The sequence below is a fragment of the Hymenobacter artigasi genome (assembly GCF_012275535.1).
In the GTDB taxonomy this organism is placed as follows: Bacteria; Bacteroidota; Bacteroidia; order Cytophagales; family Hymenobacteraceae; genus Hymenobacter; species Hymenobacter artigasi.
Map to the genome: position 1 here is coordinate 356,079 of NZ_JAAVTK010000003.1, position 24,859 is coordinate 380,937.

The window sequence follows — 24,859 nt, forward strand, 5'->3', positions numbered from 1 at the left end:
AAACAGCTTCCACGCTACAATCTCAGCGCCGGAAGCTCATGCCCAGGAAATATTCGCGGTCCACGGAATTGGTGATGGGCTGGTGGGTGCCGAAATCGAGCTGCACGTTGTCGCTCAGGTCGAGCTGCACACCCGTGTTGATGGAGCTCAGCCAGGAGGACTGGCGCACGTCGCGGTAGCCCACCAGCTCCACAAAGGCCTGCGCAAATTTAGAGAACTGATAATCAGTGGTGAACGTGGGCGTGAGTTGCAGGTAGCGCGAGTGGGTTTCGCGGTCCCAGTACACCTGCGTGGCCACCTGGCCGCCAATGCTCCAGGGCTTGGTGAGCTGGTATACCACGGGCAGGACCGCGCCGTATTCCACGGCCCCGTCGCCGCGCGGGCCGCCGGTGGGCAGGGTCACGTAGCCAATCAGGCCCAGGGCCCAGCGGCTGTTGTCGTCGCCCACCAGCGTGTGTTTCAGGCGGATATTCAGGTCGCCGAGGCCCCTGGATACGGTTGTCTGGCTGGGGTCGGCATCGTCGTAGCTGCGGGTGGCGGTGTAGGAATCGAGGCCAACCTGCAGGTCGGTGCGGTTGGTAAGGCCGATTTTGGCCAGGGCGTGGTTGATGTACCAGTCGTGCCCGTAGGCCGTGCCCTCGCGGCGCGTGAGCAGGCGCAGGGCGTCGGTTTCGTACTGAAAGTGGCCCGCATCGACCGAATACGGGCTTTCGGTGATGCCGGGGCGGTCGGGCACCATGGGGCGCATGTGTTGGCGCGGCGTGGGCCGAAACAGGTTGAACTGGTTTTTGTCGACCTTAATGGTGTCGTTTTTTAACCCCTCCTGGGCCCGTGCCGCAGCTACGGGCACCAGCGGGAGCAGGCAAATGGCACCGCGACGAAGCAGGGTATTGATTATTGGCATGGCCGCCTATACGCAAAGCTCCTCGGCACGGGCGATTTGCTCCTGAAATGGCCCTACTACCTGCGCCCGGCGCACCTGGCAGCCGCGCAAGGCGCTCCCCGCCCCAAAGTGTTATTCAGCAAAGGTTTGCCAGAGCAAAAACACGTTCAGGCAAATGATGATGCCGGTGACCACCCACGCAATAGCCTGCACCACCGGCCGGTTGGCAAACACGCCCATTTTGGCCCGGCTGCCCGTGAACAGCACCAGCGGCACCACCGCGAAGCTGAGTTGAAACGACAAAATAACCTGACTGAGCACCAGCAGCTGCCCGGTGCCTTTTTCGCCATACACAATGGCCACCACCAGGGCCGGCACCACCGCAATCAGGCGGGTGATGAGCCGGCGTAACCAGGGTTTCAGCTTCAAATCGAGGAAGCCTTCCATCACAATCTGGCCGGCCAGCGTGCCGGTCAGGGTCGAGTTCTGGCCCGAGGCCAGCAGCGCGATGGCGAAGACCGCGCTGGCTGCGCCCGCACCCAGAACTGGCGTGAGGAGCTTGTGGGCATCGGCAATGTCGGCCACGTCGTTGTGGCCCTTGCCGTGGAAGGCGGCGGCAGCCGTGACCAGAATGGCCGCGTTCACGAAAAAGGCCAGAAACAGGGCCAGCGTCGAGTCGATGGTGGCAAACTTGATGGCCGAGCGTTTGCCGGGCTCGTCCTGCGGGAAGGCCCGCGTTTGCACGATGCTGGAGTGCAGGTAGAGGTTGTGCGGCATCACGGTAGCGCCCAAGATACCGATGGCCACATAGAGCATCTGCGGATTGGTCACGACCTCGAGGCGCGGCACCAGACCTTTGCTCAGCGCCAGCCAGTCGGGGTGCGAGGCGATAATTTCGTAGAGAAAGCACCCGAAAATCAACACGATAAGCCCCGCCACTATGCTTTCGATGATGCGAAAGCCCTTGTTCTGGAAGAACAGCACCACCAGCACATCCAGGGTGGTGAGGACCACCCCCCAGGCAATGGGCAGGCCAAACAGCAGGTTGAGCGCAATGGCCGAGCCAATGACTTCGGCCAAATCGCAGGCCGCGATGGCTATTTCGCACAGCACCCACAGCATCAGGCTGATGGGGCGCGAGTAGTGGTCGCGGCAGGCCTGGGCCAGGTCGCGCCCGGTCACAATGCCCAGCTTGGCCGCCAGGTGCTGCAGCAGCATGGCGAACAGGTTGGAAATCAATACCACCGACAGCAGCGTATAGCCGTAGCGGGCGCCACCGGCCAGGTCGGTGGCCCAGTTGCCGGGGTCCATGTAGCCCACGGCTACCAGCAGGCCCGGCCCCCAAAAGGCCATCAGCTTGCGCCAAAATGAGGCATTGGCCGGCGGCACCTTGATGCTGGCGTATACCTCGCTCAGCGAATTGCCCCGGCGGGGGTGGCGCCAGCCGGCATCTGGGTTGGTTGGCTGGGTATCAGTTAATGTAGAAGGAGGCACGTTAATCAATCGGTAAGGGCAAGGGCCTCTTTTTAGATTAGCCTAAAAATAATTTTCGACTGCCTTAAATACAACATTACGTAAAAAAAGTTGCCATCAGGCGGCAATTTTTCGCGGCAGTGGCAACGTTTGCCAACTACGTAATGCGGCGGCTACCGAATCGTTTAGGTTTTGGCCGGCAGCTGCGGCGGTGGGTAGCCACTTGGAAGCCCGCGCCGGGCACGCCGCCCCGCTTGCGGCCGGTGCCCGACCTTTGCACCGTAAATCCCGCTGCATGACGTCCTCCCAAACCAAGTACCGCCTCGGCCTGCTGTCCCTCGTGGTCAGCATCGGGCTCGTGGCCGTTAAGTTCTACGCCTACCACCTCACCCGCTCGCAGGCGGTGCTCACCGATGCACTGGAGAGCATCATCAACGTGGCTACCAGTGGATTTGCGCTTTATAGCCTCTACCTGTCCAGCCTGCCCAAGGATGAGAACCATCCCTACGGCCACGGCAAAATCGAGAACCTGTCGCTCGGCTTTGAAGGGGGACTGATTTTCATGGCCGGTGCCTTTATTCTCTACAGCGCCAGCGGGCACTTTTTGCACCCCCACCCCGTGGCCCGGCCCGACTGGGGCGTGGCGCTGCTGGCCAGCACCGCCGTGGTGAACCTGGCCGTGGGCCTGCTGCTGGTGCGCAACGGCAAGCGCCTGAAGTCGGTGGCACTGGTGGGCGACGGGCAGCACCTCTACATTGATGCGCTCACGTCCATCGTCTCGTCGGGGGCGCTGGTGCTGGTGGCGGCCACGGGCATCGTGCGGTTCGACTCGGGCGCGGCCCTGCTGCTGGGCGGCTTCATCCTGGTGAATGGCGGGCGGATGCTGCGCCGGGCCGTATCGGGCCTGATGGACGAAACCGATACCGCCGTGGTGGCCGAGGTAATTGCCGAGCTCCAGGTTCAGCGCCGAGCTTCGTGGATTGACGTGCACAACCTGCGCGTGCAGCGCTACGGCGCCAACCTGCACATCGACTGCCACATGCAGATGCCCTACTATTTCACCCTGGAGCAGGTGCACACCGAGCTTCACGACATCGAGGAGCTCATTCGGGCGCGGTTCGCGGTGGAAGTCGAGATGTTCGTGCACGCCGACCCCTGCACCTTTGCCGCCTGCTCCCTCTGCCTGATGCCCGCCTGCCCGGTGCGGCAGTTCCCCCTGCGGCACGAAGTGACCTGGACCGTGCAGAACGCCGTGAAAAACGAGCGGCACCATCTCGGGCAGTCGGCCTGAACAGTGGTGCAGAAGTAAGCAGTACTGCGGCATTCACAGCGTTCGTGTGCTTGTAGCGCGAACTTTGTAGTTCGCGTCCCCGCGCCGTTAGAACTACTCTGACGGCGCGGGGACGCGAACTATAAAGTTCGCGCTACTGCTGCTACTGCTGCGTGCAGGTACGCGCACCCGGGAACCACGCTGGCTTAGCCACAACTAAAAAAGGGTGCCGCGATAATCGCGGCACCCTTTTTTGGTGCATCTGGTGAGAAGCAGGGCTTAGCGCACTACCTCAATCCAGCCTTTGGTCTGCGCACCGTTGGAAGCCGTGAGCAGGTAATAGTACACCCCGGCGGGCTGGTTATCGCCCCCCCAGTTGTTGGCGTAGTTGGCCTGTTCGTACACCTTGCGGCCCCAGCGGTTGAAAATCTCAATCTTGCTGTTGGTGGTGCTAACGGTTGAAACCTTGAAGTAATCGTTCTGGCCATCGCCGTTGGGCGTGATTACGTTGGGCACCTGCAAATCAGGCACCAGCACGATGCGCTCCTTCACCGAAGGCGTACAGGTGGTGGTAACCCCGCCGTTGACGATGGAAACCAACGTGGTGAGACGGATACGGTAGTAGCCGGCGATGGCCAGCTGCAGCGGGCCCGGCGTAGCCGATGCCGTGCCGAAAGTCGTTTCCGTGCCCGACACCCGGTTGTTGGCAATGTCGCGCACCCGCTCGTAGGTCCACTTGTAGGTGGTGGAGGCACCCTGCGGCAGGCCGGTCACGGTCGAGGCGTCTTTGAAGGTGAAGATTACCGGCGGGCGGTTGGTGCGCTGGCCGTTGAGGCCCACCGAGTCGGCGGTAGTGAAGTTGGCTACCACGCCGGGCAGCACCCGCACCAGCACCGAAGCCGTATCCGTGCAGCTCGTGGGGGCGCTGCCCGAGGCCGTTACGTAATAGCGGGTGGTTACCGTGGGGTTAACTGTGGGGTTGGCCTTCGTCAAATCGGCGGTAGCCAGGCCGTTGGCCGCCCGGAAGGCGTAGGTGTACGTGCCGGCGGGGCTGCCGGTCGTAGTTGCCGACGCCTGGAGCGTGGCCGTTCCGCCGGGGCAGATGTAGGCGTTGTTGGTAACCACGCGGGCTACCGGCGGGGCCACCACCCGCACCAGAATGGAGGTGGTATCGCCGCAGGCACCTTGTGCAAAGCCCAGCGTAGGCGCAATGGTCAGGAAATAGCGCGTGGTAACGGTGGGCTTCACCGCGATGTTCTGCACGTTGGTGACGGCGGGCAGGCCGGTGCCGCCGGCCGAAGCCGTCCACTGGTAGGTATACACCTGCGCCTGCGTCGTGTTAGTGGCCAGGCGGCGCACCGAGTCAGGCCGGATTACGCGGCCTTGCAGCGAAAGCGAGTTGCCGCGGCAGATTGCCGCCGAGCCCAGGAGGGTGGAACCGCCCACGGCCGCCACGGCCGAGGCGAAGTTGCCCCGCAGAATTTTGATGACAATTACCCGGTTCTGCAGGCCCTTTACCGGGCACGCGTTGTCTTCCACCCGCACGTTGATGCGGATGGTGCGGCCCACCTGCGAAGGCGAGGGCTGGAAGAAGAAGACGCCGCGGGGGTTCTCGGTGCCGTTGCCGGACAGGGTGAACGTGCCCACATCGCCCGCAGCCAGGTAGCTGGGGTCGGTGTTGATGTTCGAGGGCAGGGTTACCGTCAGCAGCTGGTGCGCGCTGGGGGTGCGCAGGTTGTCGGGGTCGGTGAAGTTTACCAGTACGCGCGAGTAGTTGCACGAATACACGTTGATTTGGGTAGTATCGGCAGTGTTGATGGTGCCGGTGTTGGAGTTGGGCGTCTGGTTGGTGGCCTGCACCGGGTTGGGCGTGGTGTTGGTGCCGCAGTTGATAACGATGAGCACGGCCTCGCGGCGCACGCGGCCCACAATGCGGCGCACGCCGTTGACGCGGCGATACTCGGTTACTTCCACCACTACCTGGTACTTGTTGCGGCCATCGGCGGCGGAGGTAGCCGGGCTATATACGTTTGGGGTGAAGGTAACCGTGCGGGCCGACTGGTTGAGGCCGAAATACGGTACGCCCTGCTTGATGGGGCAAACCCCGGTGGTGTCGGTAGCTACCGGAATAGGCAGCGTGGGCGTAAACAGCGTGCCGCCCGTGAGGCCGGGGATTTCCAGAATGCACAGCGGGCTGCGGGTGATGATAAATACGCCGCCGGCGTTGGCACCCGGGTAAGAGGTATAGACCACGGGCGTGCCGCAGGAAGCCAGCGGAGCGGCCAGGGCATACACCAGCGAGTCGCCATCGGGCTCAATAGCCGAGAAGCCGAAGGTGGTGCGCTGGTTCACGCACACGTACTGAATCGGAATATCCTGCGGGTCGAACTGGGGCGAGGTATTGGCCACCGTGGTGGTGCCACTGCTGCGGTTGTCGAGGTAGGCCTCGGCATACAGGTCGGGCGAGCCAACGATGTTGGCGATGGTGGGGCGCGAGCCCTGGCTCGTGCTCATTGTCCACTGGCCGGGGGGCAGCGTCACAGTGGCTTCGTAGTTGGTGAAGTCGTAGAGCGGATAGAGCGACGACGGGTTGGCGCAGGAATTGGGCGTGCTGGGGCACAGTGGTGTAGCGGCCAATGGAACGCCCTGCTGCACGAGTGGGGCCGATACCGTGGCCGTTGCGTTGCAGCCGCCGTTGCGGCACGAGAGCGTGAAGGGCGAGGCCGTAATACCGGAACAGTCGCGGTAGAGGCGGAATTTCACCCGGTACTGGTTGTTGCCCAGCGAGGTGTAGGTCATGTCGCAGCCCAGCAAGTGGGAAGCTCGTGCCGACGGCAGCCCGCCCAGCAGGCTACACGCAAAGAGCAGGAGGATGAAAGATTGTAAAGTTTTTCTCATGGGTGAAAAAAGAGGGGGTGAGGGGGGTGTAGTGGGTGTAAAAAAACACAAAACGGGTGGGTGCCAACTAATCAGCGAACCAAGATACAGGCAGAAAGAGCGAGTTCAAAAAAAGCCATAAAACTATCACCGCATATAGCAAATTAAGGGCCACAAACGATATTTTTTCAGTCAAAAATGAACTTATTTTCAGCTTTCCATTCTACCAGCCCCACGCCGGTTAAGCTCAACGCTAACGGGACTTACGCAAATTGCCATTTGCCAAGCCCCAACAGGGCAATGCATCAGTAGCAAACTCCTGAAATACAGCACTTACCTCCTGCTTATGGGCAGTAGCGGCGGACCAGTGCGCCAGGCAAGGGTGCTCAGTAATGAGGACGAAGCCAACTGACCGGGTGCACGCACGGGCACGAAGTTTCGCCTTGCTTCGATGACAGTTAAGAGTCAAAAATAACACATATCATCCTTGTTTAATGAACATATTTATAATAATCAACCGCATTATTTGGATATCAGGGCGCCTAAAAAGACAATTTTTCTAATAGCTCGGCTAGTGGGTACTAAAAAGAAGCTGGCAACAGCAATTTGCCTTTGTGGTAAGTAAATGGTTAAAAGCAGGTAAGGCAGCCAAACATTCGAGCTTTGTCTCTACATTACGACACCAAACCGGCAGGAGCGGCTGCTGGCCGTTGCGGCATTTCCCCACCTTTTCTCCATTTTTCCCCTCTTCACCCCACTCTCCTACTTATGACGACACTTCTACGTTCTTTCACGCGGCGGCACTGGCCGCAGGCGGGGGTACTGCTGCTCGCGGCACTGCTCTTTGGTAGCGGGCCGGCCCAGGCCCAGACGACGGCCTACTGCGCAACGGGCCTGGGCGGCTCCTGCGGCGGCAACGATATTACTGACGTGGGCTTGTCGGGCACTACGCTCAACGCGACGGGGCTTAGCTGCGCCGCTACCGGCGGCCAGGCCTATACCAGCTATCCGGCTACCGGCACCAATACGGGCGCTATTTCGGGTGGCGTGCCGTATACGCTGAGCGTAACCCTGACCGGCAGCAGCATTGTATCGGTGTGGATTGACTACAACCACAATTTCGTGTACGAAGCCAGCGAATGGACCCAGATAGCCACGGCCTCGCCCACGGGCACGCCGGTGAGCGCTACGCTGCTGGTGCCCACTACGGCCGTGCAGGGCACTACGGGCATGCGTATTCGCAGCCGGGGCGCGGGCAATGCCAACGGCGCGGCCGATGCCTGCACCTCGTTTGGCAGCGGCGAAACCAAGGACTTTACACTCACGGTGGGAGCACCAGCGGCGTGCCCGAGCGTGAGCAACCTCGCGGTTTCGGGCATCACGGCCACGGGCGCTTCGGTGGCTTTCACGCCATCCTCGTCGGCCACCACCTACACCGTGACGGTGACGCCGGCCGGCGGCACGGCCACCACTCAGACCATCACGGCGTCGCCCCTGGCGCTGACGGGCCTGACGGCCAGCACGAGCTACACCGTGAGCATTGTGGGCAATTGCGGCACGGGCTCGACTTCGGCCGCCAACGCCATTACGTTCTTCACGGGCTGCACCAGCGCGCCTTACGCCCTCGTGAACAACACGACGGCCTACACCCAGGACTTTGAAGCCACCTGGCTGAACGTGTGCGCCACCCGCGATGCGCCCGATGCCAACTGGCGCAGCCTGCCCCTGACGGGCAACAACGCCTGGCGCCGCGACGACGACGGCACCAGCGCCGCCTGGAGTGGCAACTCAGGGGCCTACACGCCGGCCGGCAGCCCGCTGGGCACAGGCACCAGCCTGCACTCGGCCCGCTTCCACTCTTATAATGCTACCAGCGGCACCCGCGGCACGCTGGACCTGGCCGTGAACATGGCCGGTACGGTGGGCACGCCCACACTGAACTTCGATTACATCAACACCTCGGGCACCGACTCGCTAAAGGTATTTGTGAGCACCAACGGCGGCACCACGTTCAACCCCGTGCTGCTGGGCCTGACCACGGCCACCGCCTGGACCCGCCAGACGGTGAACCTGCCCGCCACCGGCCTGACGGCCACCACCATTATCCGGCTGCGCGCCACCAGCGACTTTGGCGTTACCGATATTGGGGTAGACAACGTGCGGGTGAGCTACATTTCCTGCCCCGCCGTGACGGCTGCTACGGCAACCGGCATTACGGCCACGGGTGCCACGGTGAGCTTTACGCCGGCTTCTGGCCCAACGACTTACACCGTGACGGTGACGCCGGCCGGCGGTACGGCCACCACCCAAACCATCACGGCGTCGCCCCTGACGCTGACGGGCCTGACGGCCAGCACGGCTTATACCGTGAGCATTGTGGGCAACTGCGGCGCCGGCTCGACTTCGCAGCCCACGGTGGTTACGTTCTCGACGAGCTGCCTGGCCGCTCCTTATGTTACGGTGAACAACACCACGCCTTACACCCAGGACTTTGAAGCTACCTGGTTGAGCCAGTGCGGCACCCGCGAGATTCCCGGCGTGAACTGGCGCACGACGCCCCTGACGGGCAACACCTCGTGGCGCCGCGACGACGACGGCACCAGCGCCACCTGGGACGGTACGTCGGGGGCGTTCACGCCCGCCGGTAGCCCGCTGGGCACGGGCACCAGCCTGCACTCGGCCCGTTTCCACTCCTACGATGCCACGAGCGGTACCCGGGGCACGCTGGACCTGTACGTGAACATGGCCGGCACCGTGGGCACGCCCACGCTGGAGTTTGACTACATCAACACCTCGGGCACCGACTCGCTGAAGGTATTTGTGAGCACCAACGGCGGCACGTCGTTCAGCGCCGCCATATTGGGCCTGAACACAACCACTACCTGGGCGCACCAGCTGATATCGCTGCCGGCCAGCCTCACGGCTACCACCATCGTGCGCCTGCGCGGCACGGGTGACTTTGGCTTCTCCGACATCGGGGTAGACAACGTGCGGGTGAGCTACATCGCCTGCGCGGCCGTGACCAACCTCACGGCTACGGGCGTGACGGCCACCGGCGCGGTGCTGAACTTTACCCCGCCGGCCGGCCCCACCACCTACACGGTGACCGTGACCCCGGCCGGCGGCACGGCCACCACCGTCACCCCTGCTCCTTCATCGGCCCCGATAACGCTGACGGGCCTGACGCCCAACACGGCCTATACCGTGAGCATTGTGAGCAACTGCAGCGGCAGCACGACTTCCACGGCTACCACCACCAGCTTCACCACAAGCTGCGCGGCGGCCCCGTATGTGCTCATCAACAACACGACGCCTTACAACCAGGACTTTGAGGCCGCCTGGACCAGCCAGTGCGGCACAAACGAAGTTCCGGCCGTGAACTGGCGCAACACCCCGCTGACGGGCAACAACTCGTGGCGCCGCGACGACGACGGCGCCAGCGCCGCCTGGACCGGCCCGGCTTTGGGCATTTACACGCCGGCTGGCAGCCCGCTGGGCTCGGGCACCAGCCTGCACTCGGCCCGCTTCCACTCCTACAATGTGTCGGGCCGCGCCCGGGGCAGCCTGGATTTGTTTGCCAACATGGCGGGCACATCGGGCACGCCCGCGCTCAGCTTCGACTACATCAACACCTCGGGCACCGACTCGCTGAACGTGTTTATAAGCACCAACGGCGGCACCACGTTCAGCGCGGCGCTGGCCCGAATCGGCCAGGCCGGCACCTGGACCCGCCAGACGGTGAACCTGCCCGGCACGGGCCTCACGGCCACTACCATCATCCGGCTGCGCGCCGTGGGCGACTTCGGCACCACCGATATTGGCCTGGATAACGTGAACATCACCTACCTGGCCTGCCCTACCGTAACGGGCCTCTCCGCCAGCGGCGTAACGCCTACGGCGGCCACCGTGAACTTCACGCCCGGCACCGCCACCACTACCTACACGGTGACGGTGACCCCCGCCGGCGGCACCACCACGACCCAGACGGCCACGACCTCGCCGGTGAACCTGACCGGCCTGACGCCCGGCACGAGCTACACGATTACCATTGTGAGCAACTGCGGCGCGGGCCAGACCTCGCCGGCCGCCACGCTCACCTTCACCACCCCGCCGGTAGCGCCGCTGAATGATGAGTGCGCCGGGGCGCTCAGCGTGCCCATTCAATTTGGCACCTGCATCACCCAGACTACTTCCGATAACACCGCCGCCACCACCTCGGCGGGGGCCCCCACTCCAAGCTGCTCCGCTACCCTGAACCGGGACGTGTGGTTTAAAGTGACGGTGCCCGTGAGCGGGTCGGTAACGGTGAAAACCGTGGCCCCCACCGCTGGCAGCAACATCACCGATACGGTTATCAGCCTGTACTCCGGTACCTGCGGCAACCTGACGGAGATTGGCTGCAACGACGACACCAACGGCCTGTACTCGCAGGTGGCCCTCACGGGCCGCACGCCCGGCGAGGTGCTCTACATCCGCGCCTGGGCGTTTAGCAGCACCACTGCCGGCCTGATTGCGGTGTGCGCCACGGCGCCGTCGAACTGCGCCGCCCCCAGCGGCCCCACGGCTACCAACGTGACCAACACGACGGCCACGCTGAGCTGGGTGGCTCCCACGGGCGGCCTGCCCGCCGGCAATACCTACGAGCTGGAATACGGCGTTCAGGGCTTTACGCAGGGCACCGGCACCAGCGTCACCGGCCTCACGGCCGCTACCTACGCGCTGACCAGCCTGCAGGCGGCTACCGACTACTGCTTCTACGTACGCCAGAACTGCGGCACGACGAATGGCAGCAGCACTTTCGTGGGGCCGACGTGCTTCACCACGCCGCTCACCGCGCCGGCCAACGATGAGCCCTGCGGCGCGGTTGCCCTGGGCACCACCACCATCACTGGCTCGAACGTGGGTTCGACCACCAGCATCCAGAACGGCATCATCACGCCGGCCTGCTCGCCGGCGGCCCAGCCCAAGGATGTGTGGTTCTCCTTTGTGGCCACGACGACGACCCGCACCCTGACCATCACGGGTACGGCCGCCGGCATGGTGCGCGTGTACACCAGCCCCGATTGCGCCGCCGGGCCGTTCACCAGCGTGAAATGCCAGGCCGCAGCTAACAACAACCTCAATGTGGGCCCCGTGAGCCTGACGGGCCTCACGGTGGGCACGCGCTACTACGTGGCCGTGAGCGGCTACGGCAGCTCCGATACGGCGGGCTCCTTCACCATCCTGAGCCTGCCTACCGCCACCCGCGCCCAGGCTGATACCGACGCGCTGCTGGTGTACCCCAACCCCAGCAGCACCGGCCAGCTCACCCTGCGCCTGAGTGGCCTGAGCGGAACCGGGCAGGCAACCCTCCTCAATGCCCTGGGCCAGGTAGTAGCGACCAAAGCCCTGAGCGGCACCGCCGAGCAAACCCTGAGCACCCACGGCCTGGCCACGGGCCTCTACACGCTCCGCGTGACGGTGGCCGGCCAGGTCCTGACCCGCAAAGTGGTGCTGGAATAACCCTCCGCACAACTACCACGCAACGAAAAGGGCCGGCAATTTGCCGGCCCTTTTTTGGTTGAATTTAGGTAGTCATGCAGCCGTGAGCGTATCTGAGTCGGGCCTGCCGGTCTGACCGCCCTAGGCGGTCTGACCGGTTGAAGCTCCCACGGTTTCGTTCTCGCGACAATTGGTCGAACCCACGGTTTCGTTCTCACGACAACCGGTCAGACCGCCTAGGGCGGTCAGACCGGCTCAGCCGAGCACTTCTGCACAAGTATTTAGCAAATATTACACAACACATTGTTATTCATGGCTTTATTCCACCACCAGCTTGCGGGTGCTGCGGCCGGCCGCGCCGTCGGCCTGCACCAGATAGGTGCCGGGGCGCAGGCCGGCGAGGTCCAGCGTGGCGGTGGAACTGGTGGGGCGCACGGCATACACGGGGCGGCCCAGCAGGTCGCTGAGCGTGAGTAGGCCGCCCGGCGCGGACAGCTGCACGGTGGCCTGCCGGCGGGCGGGGTTGGGGAAAATATCAAAACTGAAACCAGTGGCCGGGCGTGTGGCCGTGGGCACGTAGGCGCGGTTTTCGAGGGTCAGAATCCGGTCATCGGTGGCGGCGGGGTTGCCCCGACCGTCGCGGTTGCTGGTGCCGATGTACACCTTGCCAGCCGGCGACACGCAAATGGCTCGCAGCCGGCCAAAGCCGGTGAGGAAATCGGTGCGGCTGGGGATGGTGAGGCCGGCCGCATCCAGCGTGAGTTGGGTGAGCTTGTGGTCTTTGAGCACGGCCAGCAACAGGCTGCCCCGCCAGCCGGGAATGGCCGGGTGGTCGTAGTACGTGAGGCCGGCCGGGGCAATGGTGGGCGTCCAGACGGTGAGGGGCTCGCGCACATTGTTAGCGGTGCAGAAGGTGGCTTCGGCGGGCAGGTCGCAAAAGCCTTCCACGTTGGGCCAGCCGTAGTTGCGGCCGGCTTCTATCTTGTTGATTTCGTCGTCGTTATTGGGGCCGTGCTCCGAGCTGTAGATGCGGCCATCGGGCAGCCGCACCAGGCCCTGCGGGTTGCGGTGGCCCAGCGTGTAGATGGCGCTGCCGGCCGTGGGGTTATTGGCCGGGATAGTACCGTCGAAATTCAGCCGCAGAATTTTGCCGTTGAGTGAGGTGCGGCTCTGCGCCTCCGAGGCCACCAGCGCATCGCCGGTGGTCATGAGCAGGGTGCGGTCGGGCAGCAGCAGCAGGCGCGAGCCGCTGTGGTTGGTGGTGGCCACGATGTTGCCGAGCAGCACCACGGGGTTGCTCAGCGTGCCATTGGTATAGGAATAGCGCACCAGCTTCTCCTTCAGCGTGCCCTGGTCGGTATAGTTGTACACCACAAACACGCCGTAGGTGCCGGCCGGCTGCCCCGTGGGCGTAGCGTCGATGGCCATGCCCAGCAGGCCGCTCTCGTTGCTTTCGGTCACGTCGGCAATGGTGAGCAGCGGCAGCACCTGCCCGGTGGCCGGGTTCACGCGGCTGATGCGGCCGCTGCGCTCCGTTACCCAGATGAAATTATCGGGCCCCCACACCAGCTCCCAGATGGTAGCCAGATTACTAGCCAAGGCCGAAGCCGTGACCGTGGTAGTGCCCACCGCAAAGGTGGTGAGGGCCGGGGCCTGAGCGCAGGCGGCCAGCGGCAGCCCCAGGGTGCCCAAGGCCAGCAACGCGTTACGTAGAAGTTTCATGACAATAGGCAGTTGGTGAGGAAAGTGGCAGTGCGTCGTTTGTCAAAAGATAACGAAACCTGGCCGTAACCGGATGCTGGCGGTCCGGCCCACAGCCGGATTTTGTAGCTTGCGGCACCATTTACCGACTTCCAGCATGGCTGAATTTTTCACCGCCACTCACCCCACCGGCTATACCCTCAGCACCGACCCCGCCCGGCTCGACCTCGCCGCCATTCACCGCTGGCTGAGCGAAGAATCCTACTGGGCCAGGCACATACCGCGCGCCACCGTGGAGCGCGCCGTGGCCAACTCGCTCAATTTCGGCCTCTACGCCCCCGATGGCCGCCAGGCCGGCTTCTGCCGCGTGGTCACGGACCGCGCCACGTTTGCCTGGCTCTGCGACGTGTTTGTGCTGCCCGGGTTCCGGGGTCACGGCCTCTCCAAGTGGCTGGTGAAGCAGATGCTGGCCCACCCCGACCTGCAAAACCTGCGCCGCCACCTGCTCGCCACCTTTGACGCCCACACCCTCTACCAACGCTTCGGCTACGAGCCCCTGGACCGGCCCGATAGGTGGCTCGAAATCAAGCATCCTAACCCTTATCCAATGAGGAATGAGGAATGAGGAATGAGAAAGATTGTCATCCTGAGCTTGCGAAGGACCTTATCACGCTGGAATGATTTGCAGTGACTTAATCGGCGCAACCGTGATAAGGTCCTTCGCAAGCTCAGGATGACAACACTTCTCCTTTAACAGAAGCCCCTCACTTCGCCGGGCTGGTCCACTTGCTGTCGCGTAGCCGAAAGCGCCACGGCAGCCCGGCCGCTTCGCCCCCGGCGTAGGCCAGACCCACCCGCGCACTGGCCAACACATCGGCTTCGGCCACCGCTTCGGCGTGGTCCTCAAACCATATAATGTCCCCGGTCACCGGCTGGCCCGTGAGGGCGGGCGTGATGCCCAGCGCCTGGCTCAGCACGCCCGGGCCGGCGGTGAGGGCGCGCACGGGCTTGGCCAGCCCCCGGCGGCGCAGCATTTCCTCAACGCCAATAAGTGGCTCGATGGCCCGGATGAGCACCGCGTCGGGGTGCTGCGCATCGTGTGTGGCGATGTTGAACAGCGCGTGGCGGTTATAAACGGTGTAGATGTAGGCGTGGCCGCCGGGTACGTGCAGCCCCTGGGCCTGGTGGCGTTTGCGCTGCAAATGCAGCGTGAGCGACTGGTCACCCTCATGCCGGTAGGCCTCGGTTTCGACAATGCGGCCGGCGGTCAGCACGCCGTCGATGTGGGTGTAGAGGTGCTTGCCCAGCAGGTCGCGGGAAATGGTGAGCACATCGGGGCGCTGGAAGAAAGCGGCGGAAAGTTTTCGGGACATATATGGTGAGTTGTAGTGCGAAGCGGCGCTTCGCACTACGTGCGCTACCGCAACCGGTACAGCAACCCAATGCTGAACAGCCAGGGCCGGGGTTGCCACGGCAGGGCAGCAGTAAGCTGTCCATTGTCCCTCAGGCTTACGTCGGGATGAGGCAAATTGATGACGGCGGCGCTTCGGGCGAGAAAAAAACCACTTTCCTCGCTGATTTGCAGGCGGGTGCGGGTGCGCAGCGGCAGCAGGTAGCTGGCATCGGCCACCAGCTCCAGCTTGTGGCTGAGCTCCAGGCCGAGGCCCAGGCTGGGTTGCAGGGCCTCGGTCAGGGCTTGTAGCTGGGCGCTGAGCTCATCGGCCCCGAGGTGGGTGCCGGCCACGCGCAGGCCCGCATCGGGGTTGGCGAAGGTGCCCAGTTCGCGGCCGGCGGTCTGGCGGGTGTAAGCCAGGCCGGCGCGGCCGTAGAGCGGGCGGTGCCGGGGCCTGAAGTTGCGCTGATAGCTCAGCCCGGCCGCCCAGCCATCGGCGCGGAACTGCCCGTACAGGCGCTGCGTAGCCAGGCGCACGGCCAGTTCGTGGGTTAACTCAAACTGATATTCAAACTGCGAATAAACAGAAAATGACTGCGCTTTCACCGAATTATCAGCCTGAAAACCAAACCCGTACCCATCCGGCGCATACGCCACCGCCAGGCCCGCCGCCGCTACCGACAGCGGCCATGCCCCCACCATGCCCCCGTAGCGGAAGCGGCTCAGAAACTTCCCAAACAGCGTCTGCGGCGCGTCTTTAGCCGAAGTTGAATCGCCGGCGGCCACCGGCCGGAACAGCGAGTCGGCCCGGTGCTGGCGCTGCTGGTCGAGCAGGGCTTGCCGCAGGGTTTCGGGAGGCAGCAGCGTGGTGTGGCCCCGCCAGAAGGCCGAGTCGTAAGCCACGGCATTGCGCAGAAATACGTCGTGGTATTGGGCGCGCTCCAGGTAGCCGGGCCGGACCGTTTGCGCCGTGTCGATGGCCGTGGTCAGGAATTCGCCGAAGTAGTTGAGCGGCGGGCCGATGGGCAGGCGGGCGCGGGTTTGCCACCACACGGTTTTGAGGTGCCAGCGGCCAGCGTAGGGCTGGTAGGCCACGCGCAGGGCCCGCGAGTCGGCCAAGTTAGGAGAGTGCCGGAGGCCGGCGGGCGTGTAGCGCCACTCGGCCCCCAGAAAAGCGTAGGTATCCTGGTCGATGTACATCCGGCCCGCAAAATCGGCGCGGCGGTTGCCCGCTTTGGGCGCGAACGTGACGACGTACACCGGCCGGTCATGGTAGCTGCTGCCGGGTGCGAGCCGGTAGTCGTAGTCCCGAAAATGGCCGGGGTCGATAAACTGCGCCCGCCGGTGCACGAAATCCGCCAGATGCGCGATAAACGGCCCGCCGGCCCAGTCAATCCGCACCAGCTTATCCGAGCGCAAATCGACCTTGCGCGACTGCCGAATCTGGACTTCGCCCGTACTGGTGCGTTGCGGATACGGCGCTTTGTACACCGTCAGCAGGCCCTCCACCAGGTAGCGCGGCCGCCCCAGGCTGTCATTGTCCGACTCCCGGTAGAAGCCCGTGAGCTGCGTGGGCCGCCCCGGGTAGTTGCGCGGAATACGCGCCACGGCCTCCCGCACAATGCCCAATACCGAACCCGTGACCTGCACCTCGCCCAGCGCGGCCGGGCTCATTTTCAGCTCAATCAGCAGTTCCGGCCCCGGCAGCGGCGGCAGCATTTGGCGGTAGCTCTGGTAGCCCAGCAGGGCCACCGTCAGCGGTTGCCCAGCGTAGGCCGGCGGGATGCTCAGCGCGAAGCGGCCAGCGTCGTTGGTGCTGGTTCCGATGCGGTTATCAGCCACGCCCACCTGGGCGTTGGGAATGGGCTGGTGGGTTTCGGCATCGAGCACCCGGCCGCGCAGCACCAGTTGGGCGCGGGCCGGCATGGCCAGCAGCACCAGCCACAGCAATAGAAAATGTCGCTTCAAAACGGGCATGGGCTGGACGCGGCAGAGACGCATCTTTGCGTCTCGTCACTGAACGGTTTTGCCCGCGCCTTTCGCGTGAGCCGCTCAACGACAAGACGCAAAGATGCGTCTCTGCAACGTTTCTACCGCTACTTCGCCGGCACTTGCTGGCTCAGCAGGTACTCGGCAATCTGCACGGCGTTGGTGGCGGCCCCTTTGCGCAGGTTGTCGGCTACCACCCACATATTGAGGGTTTTGGGCTGGGTTTCGTCGCGGCGCAGGCGGCCCACCAGCACGGCGTCTTTGCCGTGGCTGTCTTTGGGCATGGGGTAGGAGTTGGTGGCGGGGTCGTCCACCAGCTCTACGCCGGCGGTGTTGGCGAGAATTTCGCGCACCTCGGCCATGTCAAACTCCTCGGCAAACTCCACGTTGAGGGACTCCGAATGCCCGCCCATCACCGGGATGCGCACGCAGGTGGCCGTGACGCGGATGCTGTCGTCGCCCATGATTTTCTTGGTCTCGTTCACCATTTTCAGCTCCTCCTTGGTGTAGCCGCTGGGCTCGAACACGTCGATGTGGGGCAGCACGTTCAGGTCGATGGGGTGCGGGTAGGCGGGGTTGCTGGCAGTTTGGCCGGCGCGCTCTTCGAGGAGCTGGTCCACGGCTTTTTTGCCGGTGCCGGTCACGCTCTGGTAGGTGCTCACCACGATGCGGCGCACCTTGTATTTCCGGTGCAAATCGTTCAGGGCCACCACCATCTGAATGGTCGAGCAGTTCGGGTTGGCAATGATTTTATCCTCCGGCGTGAGGGTGTCGGCGTTCAGCTCGGGCACCACCAGCTTCTTGGTGGGGTCCATGCGCCAGGCCGAGGAATTGTCGATAACGGTAGTGCCCACGGCGGCAAAGCGTGGCGCGTGCTCCTTGCTCACGGAGCCGCCGGCCGAGAAAATGGCAATGTCGGGCCGGGCCGCAATGGCGTCGTCCATGCTCACCACGGGGTATTTTTTGCCCTGAAACTCAATAAACTGGCCCACCGATTTGGCCGAAGCCACGGGCAGCAGCTCGGTGAGGGGAAATTGGCGCTCGGCCAATACTTTCAACAGCTCGGTGCCCACCAGGCCGGTGGCACCCACAACAGCAATTTTCATACAGGTAAGAAATGATGGGGCTGCCATTCCATCAGGCCGCCTTATGCAAAGGTCGCCAGGAATTGGTTAATCGCCTCATCGCTCCAGCGCCGTCTTGTGTGTGGCCAGGGCACTTGCTGCCTATGTAGCCTACATAATCAGGACCCCAAGCTGCGAGCGAAGTATCCGGTCAGTTGCCGCGTTTTTGCCTACTGCACAGAGAGAATTCCCACACATGTCACAAGAGCCAAAATTTGTATTTTAAATACCAAAGTGCAAAACACATAATACATTCGATTATTAAGCAAACAGTATTTCAGAAGTAATTTTATTAGTTTAATTAAATTAAAAATAATTTTTCTGTATTTTTTTTATAAAATCAAATACATTAAATTTGTATTACACATTTACAAACGCCTTTATATGCAGTTTAGAATTATACTTTTCCTTGTATTATCTTTTTTTCTGCCTTACACATTATTTGCTACCACCTATTATGTGAGCAATACGGGCAATGATGCTAACGCCGGGACTTCCCAGGCACAGGCATGGCGCACGACAGCCCGCGTCAGCGCGGCCCATTTCCAGCCAAACGACCGGGTTTTGCTGGCTGGCGGGCAGGTATTTGCCGGGGGCATCTGGCTGCGGGGCAATAGCCAGGGCACGCCCGCTCAGCCAATAGTCTTCCGGTCGTATGGCGCGGGGCGAGCTACTATTCAGAGTGATTCTTCCTATGGGTTTTACGCGCATAATGCCGCCGGCATCGAGCTGCGGCAACTCAATTTCGTCGGGGCGGGGCGGGTGCACAGCCGGAATTCGGGCGTTGTTTTCTACCTTGACTCGGCCCATTCGAACCTGCCGCACCTGCGCTTCGATAGCCTGGACGTGAGCGGCTACCGCAATGCGGGCCTTTCCATTGGTAGCTGGAGCGGCACCAGCGGCTACAGCGATGTACGCATCACCAACTGCCAGCTGCACGCCAATGGCGAAGCGGGGCTGAGCTCCTACGCTGAATATCCGCTGTTGGGCCACCATAACTGGTACGTTGGCAATTGCTCGGTGTATGATAACGCGGGCCGGGCCGACGTCACGACCACGCACACCGGCAACGGCATCGTGCTGTCGGGCATCGACCAAGCGCTGGTAGAGCAGTGCACGGCTTACCATAATGGCTGGCTGAATGCCAATGCTTCGGGCGGCCCGGTGGGTATCTGGGGCTGGAACTGCAACCGGCTTATTATTCAGCGGTGCGAATCGCACCACAACCAATCCGGCACGGCCCTCGACGGCGGTGGCTTTGACCTGGACGGCGGTTGCACCAATTCGATATTGCAGTACAATTATTCGCACGACAACCAGGGCCCAGGCTATTTGCTGGCCCAGTTTGGCGGCGCACCGGCGATGCACGACCTCACCGTGCGCTATAACATCAGCCAGAACGATGCCCGGGGCTATAGCCAGGGAGCCATCGAGCTATATTCCTCGGGGTCTAACGGAGGCATTGTCCGGGCCGATATATACAACAACTCCGTGCTGCTGGACCAGCCGGCCAACGGCACGGCCCCCAAGGCCGTGTACGTAATAAGCGGCGGAATCACCGACGTGACCCTGCGCAACAACATCCTGCAAACGGCGGCGGGCCTGCCGGTACTGGTTACGAGCACCACCACTGGCCTGCGCCTAGAAGGCAACTGCTACTGGACGCCCAACGCCGCCCTGGCTATCAACTGGCAGGGCGCGCTTTACACTTCGCTGGCCGCCTGGCGGGCTGGCACTGGCCAGGAAACGCTAGGAGGCACGCGCCGCGACACAGGCATCTGCGCCGACCCATTTCTTACCGCTACCACGGCCGTTGGCATCGTACCCATGACCAATGGGCTGGCCGGCTACGTCCCGCGCCGGCCTTCGGTACTGATGGGCGCCGGCCTTAGTCTCAGCGCTGAGTTTGGCATCGACCCCGGCACGCGTGACTTCTTTGGCAATCCCGCACCCGCGCCCGGTACGGCAGGCAACATCGGGGCTGCCGAGGCACAGACGGCGGTGGTGAGTACGACCACCCGCGATACCCCCACCACGGCCTGGTTCCAAGTATACCCGACGGTCATTCGCGACGAAATCCGGGTCGTTTGCGAGCACAGCCTGCCTTCGTCGGTCAGCTTCCAGCTATTCGACATGCTGGGCCGCGAATGCCGGACGTGGAGCCGCCCCGGCACCCAGCTGCAGGACGGCGGCCTGGCCCTGCCGGTAGCCGGCCTGGCCCTGGGCCACTACGTGCTGCGCATCCAAAGCGAGAGTCATTCGCAGCGTCAGTCTTTGGTGGTAGCCGAGTAACGAACCGCCGCAGCTGGCGCAGCCCGCACCAATACCGGAATATTGGCTGTAGCCATGCTGCCGTGCCCATCGAATACGCGAGCGTAGAGCCGGTAGGGGCCCGGCTTGGTGGGCATACGCACCTGGGCCTGCTGCCGCCCGGTTTGCCTCACCAGTCCTGCCAGGGGCTCCAGCGGCGTCACTACTTCCTTGGTATTCGCTTTGGCGCGCATTTCGGGCAGTATTTCCCAGCGCGTCGTGAGCGAGTCGCCCTCCGGGTCGGATACCGTCACGACAGCCGGGTACGAGTGGCCAGCCACCAGTTGCACGTTGCTAATGGCACTTTTGCCATCCAGCCGCATTTCAGTCAGGTGCGGACTCCGGTTGGGCGGGTAGCGTCCCAGCCATAGCAGTTGCAACTCATCAACCATCTCGGTTTTTTCGCCGGCCGGCCCAAATATGCTGAACCAAGTGGGCGTATATTCAAACTTGGAACCCCAGTAAAAGATGTAGCTCCCCAGACAGGCAGAATCGTGCGGGATGACCTGACGGTACCGCTCACTCATAAAGGCCGCTTTGGTGGCGCTGGTTTGCTCAATCGGCACGTGCCAGTTGGTCGAGTCCGTTTCCCAATAACCTTTGGCCCCGTACTCACTGATGATATAAGGGCCCCGCCAGCCACTTTTTTTCAGCTGTGCCGGCAATTGACTCAACCCCCCATAGATATTGATGGACAGGATATCTACTGCTGGTGCCAGCTGCTGGAGCTCGGCCACCCTACCCACAAAAAGGGCGAGGGCCGTGGTAACCGGGTGGTCAGGGTCCAGCTCATGAATCATGCGGGCTAGTTCATTGATGGCGCTGAACAGCCGGGGGCCCGTAGAGGTAAGTTCCAGCTCATTGCCTACGCTCCACATGAGCAGCGCCGGATGGTGACGAAAGCGCAATACCTCTTGCCGTACCCGCAGCCGCTGGGCTTCCACCATAGCCGGGTCATAGTAGGTAAAATTCTCGCTTTCAGGCTCTAGCCAAATACCCAACATCACCGTCAGGCCCTGGTTATGGGCGGCGCTGAGGAGCGGTCCCGCATAGTCGGTACTCCACAGCCGCACGGTATTGCCACCAGCCTCTCGCAATCGGGCAAACTGCTGCGTCCCGCCGCCGCCCCGTAGAAAATAAGGCTTGCCGCCGCGCAGCAAGCGGTAGCCGTGTCCGGTTTTTTCTACCCGCACGGCAGTAGCGGCCTTGGAAACAGCAGCCTCGTGGGTTGCCCCCACGGGGGGGCCCTGCGGGGAAGTACCGCAGCCTTGGAGCAGGCTCGCCAACGTCGCCACCAGCACCAGTTGCCAGCCCCGGAAGAATATACAAAGGCCCGCGCAAGAGCTGGCAGAAGGGCGTGAAGAGAAAAACATATGGGAAAAATCAGTCTGCTTGGTCGAGGCGTTTCGCAAGCAAATTACATTAATGCTTTGCTTATTTCAATAAATAAGCACAATTAGTTACCAATAACAGCAAAGCTCATCTGTAGTATAATCCTCAATTTTATTGTTTTATTTTTAATTAAAGTACTCGTTTCAGAAAACTGCCTTATTTTTGCCTAAATTATTATACAAAATTCTTGAATGTCTTACAAATAATCAAACCGTAAATTATGTTGAGTACGTAATATCATTTTTAACTTATATAAAAATGATTACCCATAAGATTCCATTTTATGATATATGCTTTCCAGGCAAAAAATTCGACTATCAGCACTATCAAACCAGGTCCTACGCACTACCGCGTAACCTACCAGCCAATAGCAGGGCTGGCTACTATGCGCTGGCTGGTGGCCGCAGGCATGGCATGCATGTTTTTTTTTCTGTGGTGGTTCTTCACGACGCTACGCATCGGCTATGCTCCATTATTCTGGCTGCTGGCGATTTCGCTCGGTTTTAAGCTGCTGCGCATGCTGCACGAATGGGTACACTATGTGCAGGTACGGGTACCTATGCCGCCTGCCCCCGCCGCCGCTATACGCCGGGTAGATGTGCTGACGACAGCTTGCCCCGGAGAGCCCCACGGCATGATAATCAAGACACTGGAAGCAATGCAGGCTATTCGGCACCCGCACACCAGCTACCTCTGCGATGAAGGCAACGACCCCGTGCTAAGGGCAGCCTGTGCCCGGCTGGGCGTAGTACACGTAACCCGCGTGCTGAAGAAAGACGCCAAAGCGGGCAACATCAACAATGCGCTGCGCCAGGCAACCGGCGAAATATGCGTGGTGCTGGACCCCGACCATGTGCCGACCCCCGATTTTCTGGACCAGGTGCTGCCTTACTTTGACGACGAGCGAGTGGGCTTTGTACAGGTGGTGCAGGCCTATGGCAACCAGCAGGAAAGCCTGGTGGCACGAGGTGCCGCCGAGCAGACCTACCACTTCTACGGCCCCCTCATGATGGGCATGAACGGGTATGGCACGGTACAGGCCATCGGAGCAAACTGCACTTTCCGCCGGGCCGCCCTCGATTCCATCGGGGGGCACGCGGCCGGGCTTACGGAGGATATGCACACGGCTATGCGGCTGCACGCGGCGGGCTGGCAGTCGGTATATGTGCCTAAAGTAGTGAGCCGGGGCCTGGTGCCGGCTTCGCTGGCGGCCTACTACTCGCAGCAGCTTAAATGGTCACGCGGGGCATTCGACCTGCTGTTCCGCGTCTACCCCCGGCTTTTCGGAAAATTCACCTGGGCGCAACGCCTGCACTACCTGCTGCTACCGCTCTACTTTTTTTCCGGCATCATCGCCTTGATTGACTTGACGTTGCCCGTACTTTCCTTGGGACTTAGCCAGTTCCCGTGGCTGGTTGGCCTGGATGAACTGGCCCTGCACGCGTTGCCAATGCTGGGTATGTCACTACTTATCCGCTGCTACGTGCAGCGCTGGTTGCGCGAGCCCGGCGAGAGCGGCCTGCACCTTGCGGGTGGGTTTTTGCGCATCGGCACCTGGTGGGTATACACGCTAGGCTTCGTGTATGCGGTGCTGGGCGTACGGGTTCCATACCTCCCTACTCCAAAAGAAGGCCGCCGGGACAACGAATGGTTGCTGGCGCTGCCCAACCTGCTGCTGGCCGTGCTATTGCTGCTGGCCTGCAAATATGGCCGGGTGACCGCCTATGGGTTTTATACCAACACCATGGTGGTGCTGGCCCTGGTGAATGTGGCTATTCTGGTGGCTGCCGCTGCCCTAGGGCAGCACGAGGCCACGCGCAATTTTATCCGGGATATGGCGGCTTGGCCGTTTCGCGGCGTGGTGTTGCGCCTGCACCGGTTGCAGGCAATGCTAGCACTGGCACTGGTGCCGCGCCTGCGTCGCTTCAGCCAGCCGGTGGCGGTGGCAAGTCTGGTTATCGTAGGCATATCCTATCATGTCCGGGCCGATTGGGTGGCCCAGGATATCCCCGAATGGCTGCTCACCAATACGCAGAGCATGCACGTAGGGCAGGATATTAATTCGACAGAGGCCAGCATGGTGGGCACTTTCGCCGCCATGGGCCTCACAAAATCAGTAGCTGTGGATTGTGATATTGCCGCTTTGCGTATTGAACTCCCAACGGCTTCATCGCAATTGCCAGCCTTGGTGAGCGACCTGGCCAGCCAGCAAAAAGTACCGCTGCTTAGCTGGCCGGTTAGTGCTGCTACCAGCCGGCAGCCCAGCTACTGGCACCATGTGGCCCGGCAGCTAAGGGAAGTGCCGGGGCCGGTGATGCTGCGCCCCCTGCTGAGCGCACCAACGGCTCTGAGTTATCGGCGTACCTGGAGGGACATGGTGGAGGTTTTTCGCCGCGAGGGCGTACGGAATGTGGTCTGGGTGTGGAGCCCCGAAGCGACGGACTCGCTGCTGCAACGGTTTCCGGGGGTTGCCTACACCGATTGGGTGGCGGGCTCGCTGCTGAACGGCCAGGGGCCACCCTATGGTACGCTGCGGCCACAGATGGCCCAGAACCTGGCATTTCACCAGTTACCAGTGCTGCTGATGGCGCCGCCGCAAAATGGCGCTTCCGCCGATGTAGCCCGCCTGGGCTGGCAATATCCCGAGATTAAAGCAGTAGTTTTTGCGGCACCAACGCATACCACAACTCCCACGGCCAGTCGGGTTAGCCAGTCAGGCCAGTCAATAGCGGCTAGCTCACCGTTCTTGCATACCAGCCAGTTCTTATACTGATTCGAGCCACAATCCGGGCCCAACAACCCGGGTTTTCTGTTTGGCTAGCTCAAAACGCGATACGGCTGCTTTTGCAGCTTCGAGAAATATCCTTTCCACGTAATGAACGCACATACTGTATAACAGCGGTGCTTTTGTTCGCTAATGGTAACGGAGCGCGGACAGGGCGACAGCATATATTTCGGCCAATTAT

The 24,859-nt window shown here is 62.1% G+C and carries 13 protein-coding genes; 5 read left to right on the forward strand and 8 right to left on the reverse strand.

Going from position 1 to position 24,859, the window contains the following annotated elements:
* Positions 1-22 precede the first annotated feature (22 nt).
* On the reverse strand, positions 23-904 hold the full coding sequence (locus HBN54_RS07730; RefSeq protein ID WP_168672604.1) for a transporter: 882 nt from the start codon (positions 902-904) through the stop codon (positions 23-25).
* A gap of 111 nt (positions 905-1,015) precedes the next feature.
* Positions 1,016-2,377 carry an Nramp family divalent metal transporter gene (locus tag HBN54_RS07735; protein WP_168672605.1) on the reverse strand — a complete coding sequence of 454 codons (1,362 nt, stop codon included), beginning with the start codon at positions 2,375-2,377 and terminating at the stop codon, positions 1,016-1,018.
* 274 nt (positions 2,378-2,651) lie between these two features.
* On the opposite strand from HBN54_RS07735, the gene HBN54_RS07740 reads away from it, so the two are divergent.
* Positions 2,652-3,647 carry a cation diffusion facilitator family transporter gene (locus tag HBN54_RS07740; RefSeq protein ID WP_168672606.1) on the forward strand — a complete coding sequence of 332 codons (996 nt, stop codon included), beginning with the start codon at positions 2,652-2,654 and terminating at the stop codon, positions 3,645-3,647.
* 258 nt (positions 3,648-3,905) lie between these two features.
* On the opposite strand, the gene HBN54_RS07745 is transcribed toward HBN54_RS07740, so the two are convergent.
* Complete coding sequence (locus tag HBN54_RS07745) at positions 3,906-6,524, reverse strand: gliding motility-associated C-terminal domain-containing protein (RefSeq protein ID WP_168672607.1); 2,619 nt, start codon at positions 6,522-6,524, stop codon at positions 3,906-3,908.
* Between the two features lie 747 nt (positions 6,525-7,271).
* On the opposite strand from HBN54_RS07745, the gene HBN54_RS07750 reads away from it, so the two are divergent.
* Positions 7,272-12,005, forward strand: coding sequence for a beta strand repeat-containing protein (locus tag HBN54_RS07750; protein ID WP_168672608.1), 4,734 nt, complete (start codon positions 7,272-7,274; stop codon positions 12,003-12,005).
* A 297-nt stretch (positions 12,006-12,302) separates the two neighbouring features.
* Here the strand turns inward: HBN54_RS07750 and HBN54_RS07755 are convergent, their stop codons facing one another.
* A complete protein-coding gene (locus HBN54_RS07755; RefSeq protein ID WP_168672609.1) occupies positions 12,303-13,706 on the reverse strand; it encodes a PQQ-dependent sugar dehydrogenase in 1,404 nt (467 codons plus the stop codon).
* Positions 13,707-13,842: 136 nt separating this feature from the next.
* Here HBN54_RS07755 and HBN54_RS07760 point away from each other — a divergent pair, with 136 nt between their 5' ends.
* Positions 13,843-14,310 (forward strand): GNAT family N-acetyltransferase, encoded by a 468-nt coding sequence (locus HBN54_RS07760; protein WP_168672610.1) that lies wholly within the window; start codon positions 13,843-13,845, stop codon positions 14,308-14,310.
* A 139-nt stretch (positions 14,311-14,449) separates the two neighbouring features.
* Here the strand turns inward: HBN54_RS07760 and HBN54_RS07765 are convergent, their stop codons facing one another.
* The 3 genes from HBN54_RS07765 to HBN54_RS07775 form a co-directional block, all read right to left on the reverse strand.
* A complete protein-coding gene (locus HBN54_RS07765; RefSeq protein ID WP_168672611.1) occupies positions 14,450-15,058 on the reverse strand; it encodes a DNA-3-methyladenine glycosylase in 609 nt (202 codons plus the stop codon).
* Between the two features lie 44 nt (positions 15,059-15,102).
* On the reverse strand, positions 15,103-17,055 hold the full coding sequence (locus tag HBN54_RS07770) for a carboxypeptidase-like regulatory domain-containing protein (RefSeq protein ID WP_168672612.1): 1,953 nt from the start codon (positions 17,053-17,055) through the stop codon (positions 15,103-15,105).
* 119 nt (positions 17,056-17,174) lie between these two features.
* Entirely contained in the window at positions 17,175-18,173 is a 999-nt protein-coding gene (locus HBN54_RS07775; RefSeq protein ID WP_168672613.1) for an aspartate-semialdehyde dehydrogenase, read from the reverse strand.
* Between the two features lie 477 nt (positions 18,174-18,650).
* Here HBN54_RS07775 and HBN54_RS07780 point away from each other — a divergent pair, with 477 nt between their 5' ends.
* Positions 18,651-20,483: a right-handed parallel beta-helix repeat-containing protein gene (locus HBN54_RS07780; protein WP_168672614.1), complete on the forward strand. Its 1,833-nt coding sequence runs from the start codon at positions 18,651-18,653 to the stop codon at positions 20,481-20,483.
* Here the strand turns inward: HBN54_RS07780 and HBN54_RS07785 are convergent.
* On the reverse strand, positions 20,459-21,874 hold the full coding sequence (locus tag HBN54_RS07785) for a glycoside hydrolase family 2 TIM barrel-domain containing protein (RefSeq protein ID WP_168672615.1): 1,416 nt from the start codon (positions 21,872-21,874) through the stop codon (positions 20,459-20,461). The two genes, HBN54_RS07780 and HBN54_RS07785, sit on opposite strands and share 25 nt — an antisense overlap.
* Before the next feature lie 302 nt (positions 21,875-22,176).
* On the opposite strand from HBN54_RS07785, the gene HBN54_RS07790 reads away from it, so the two are divergent.
* Entirely contained in the window at positions 22,177-24,666 is a 2,490-nt protein-coding gene (locus tag HBN54_RS07790; protein ID WP_235955422.1) for a glycosyltransferase, read from the forward strand.
* Positions 24,667-24,859: the final 193 nt, after the last annotated feature.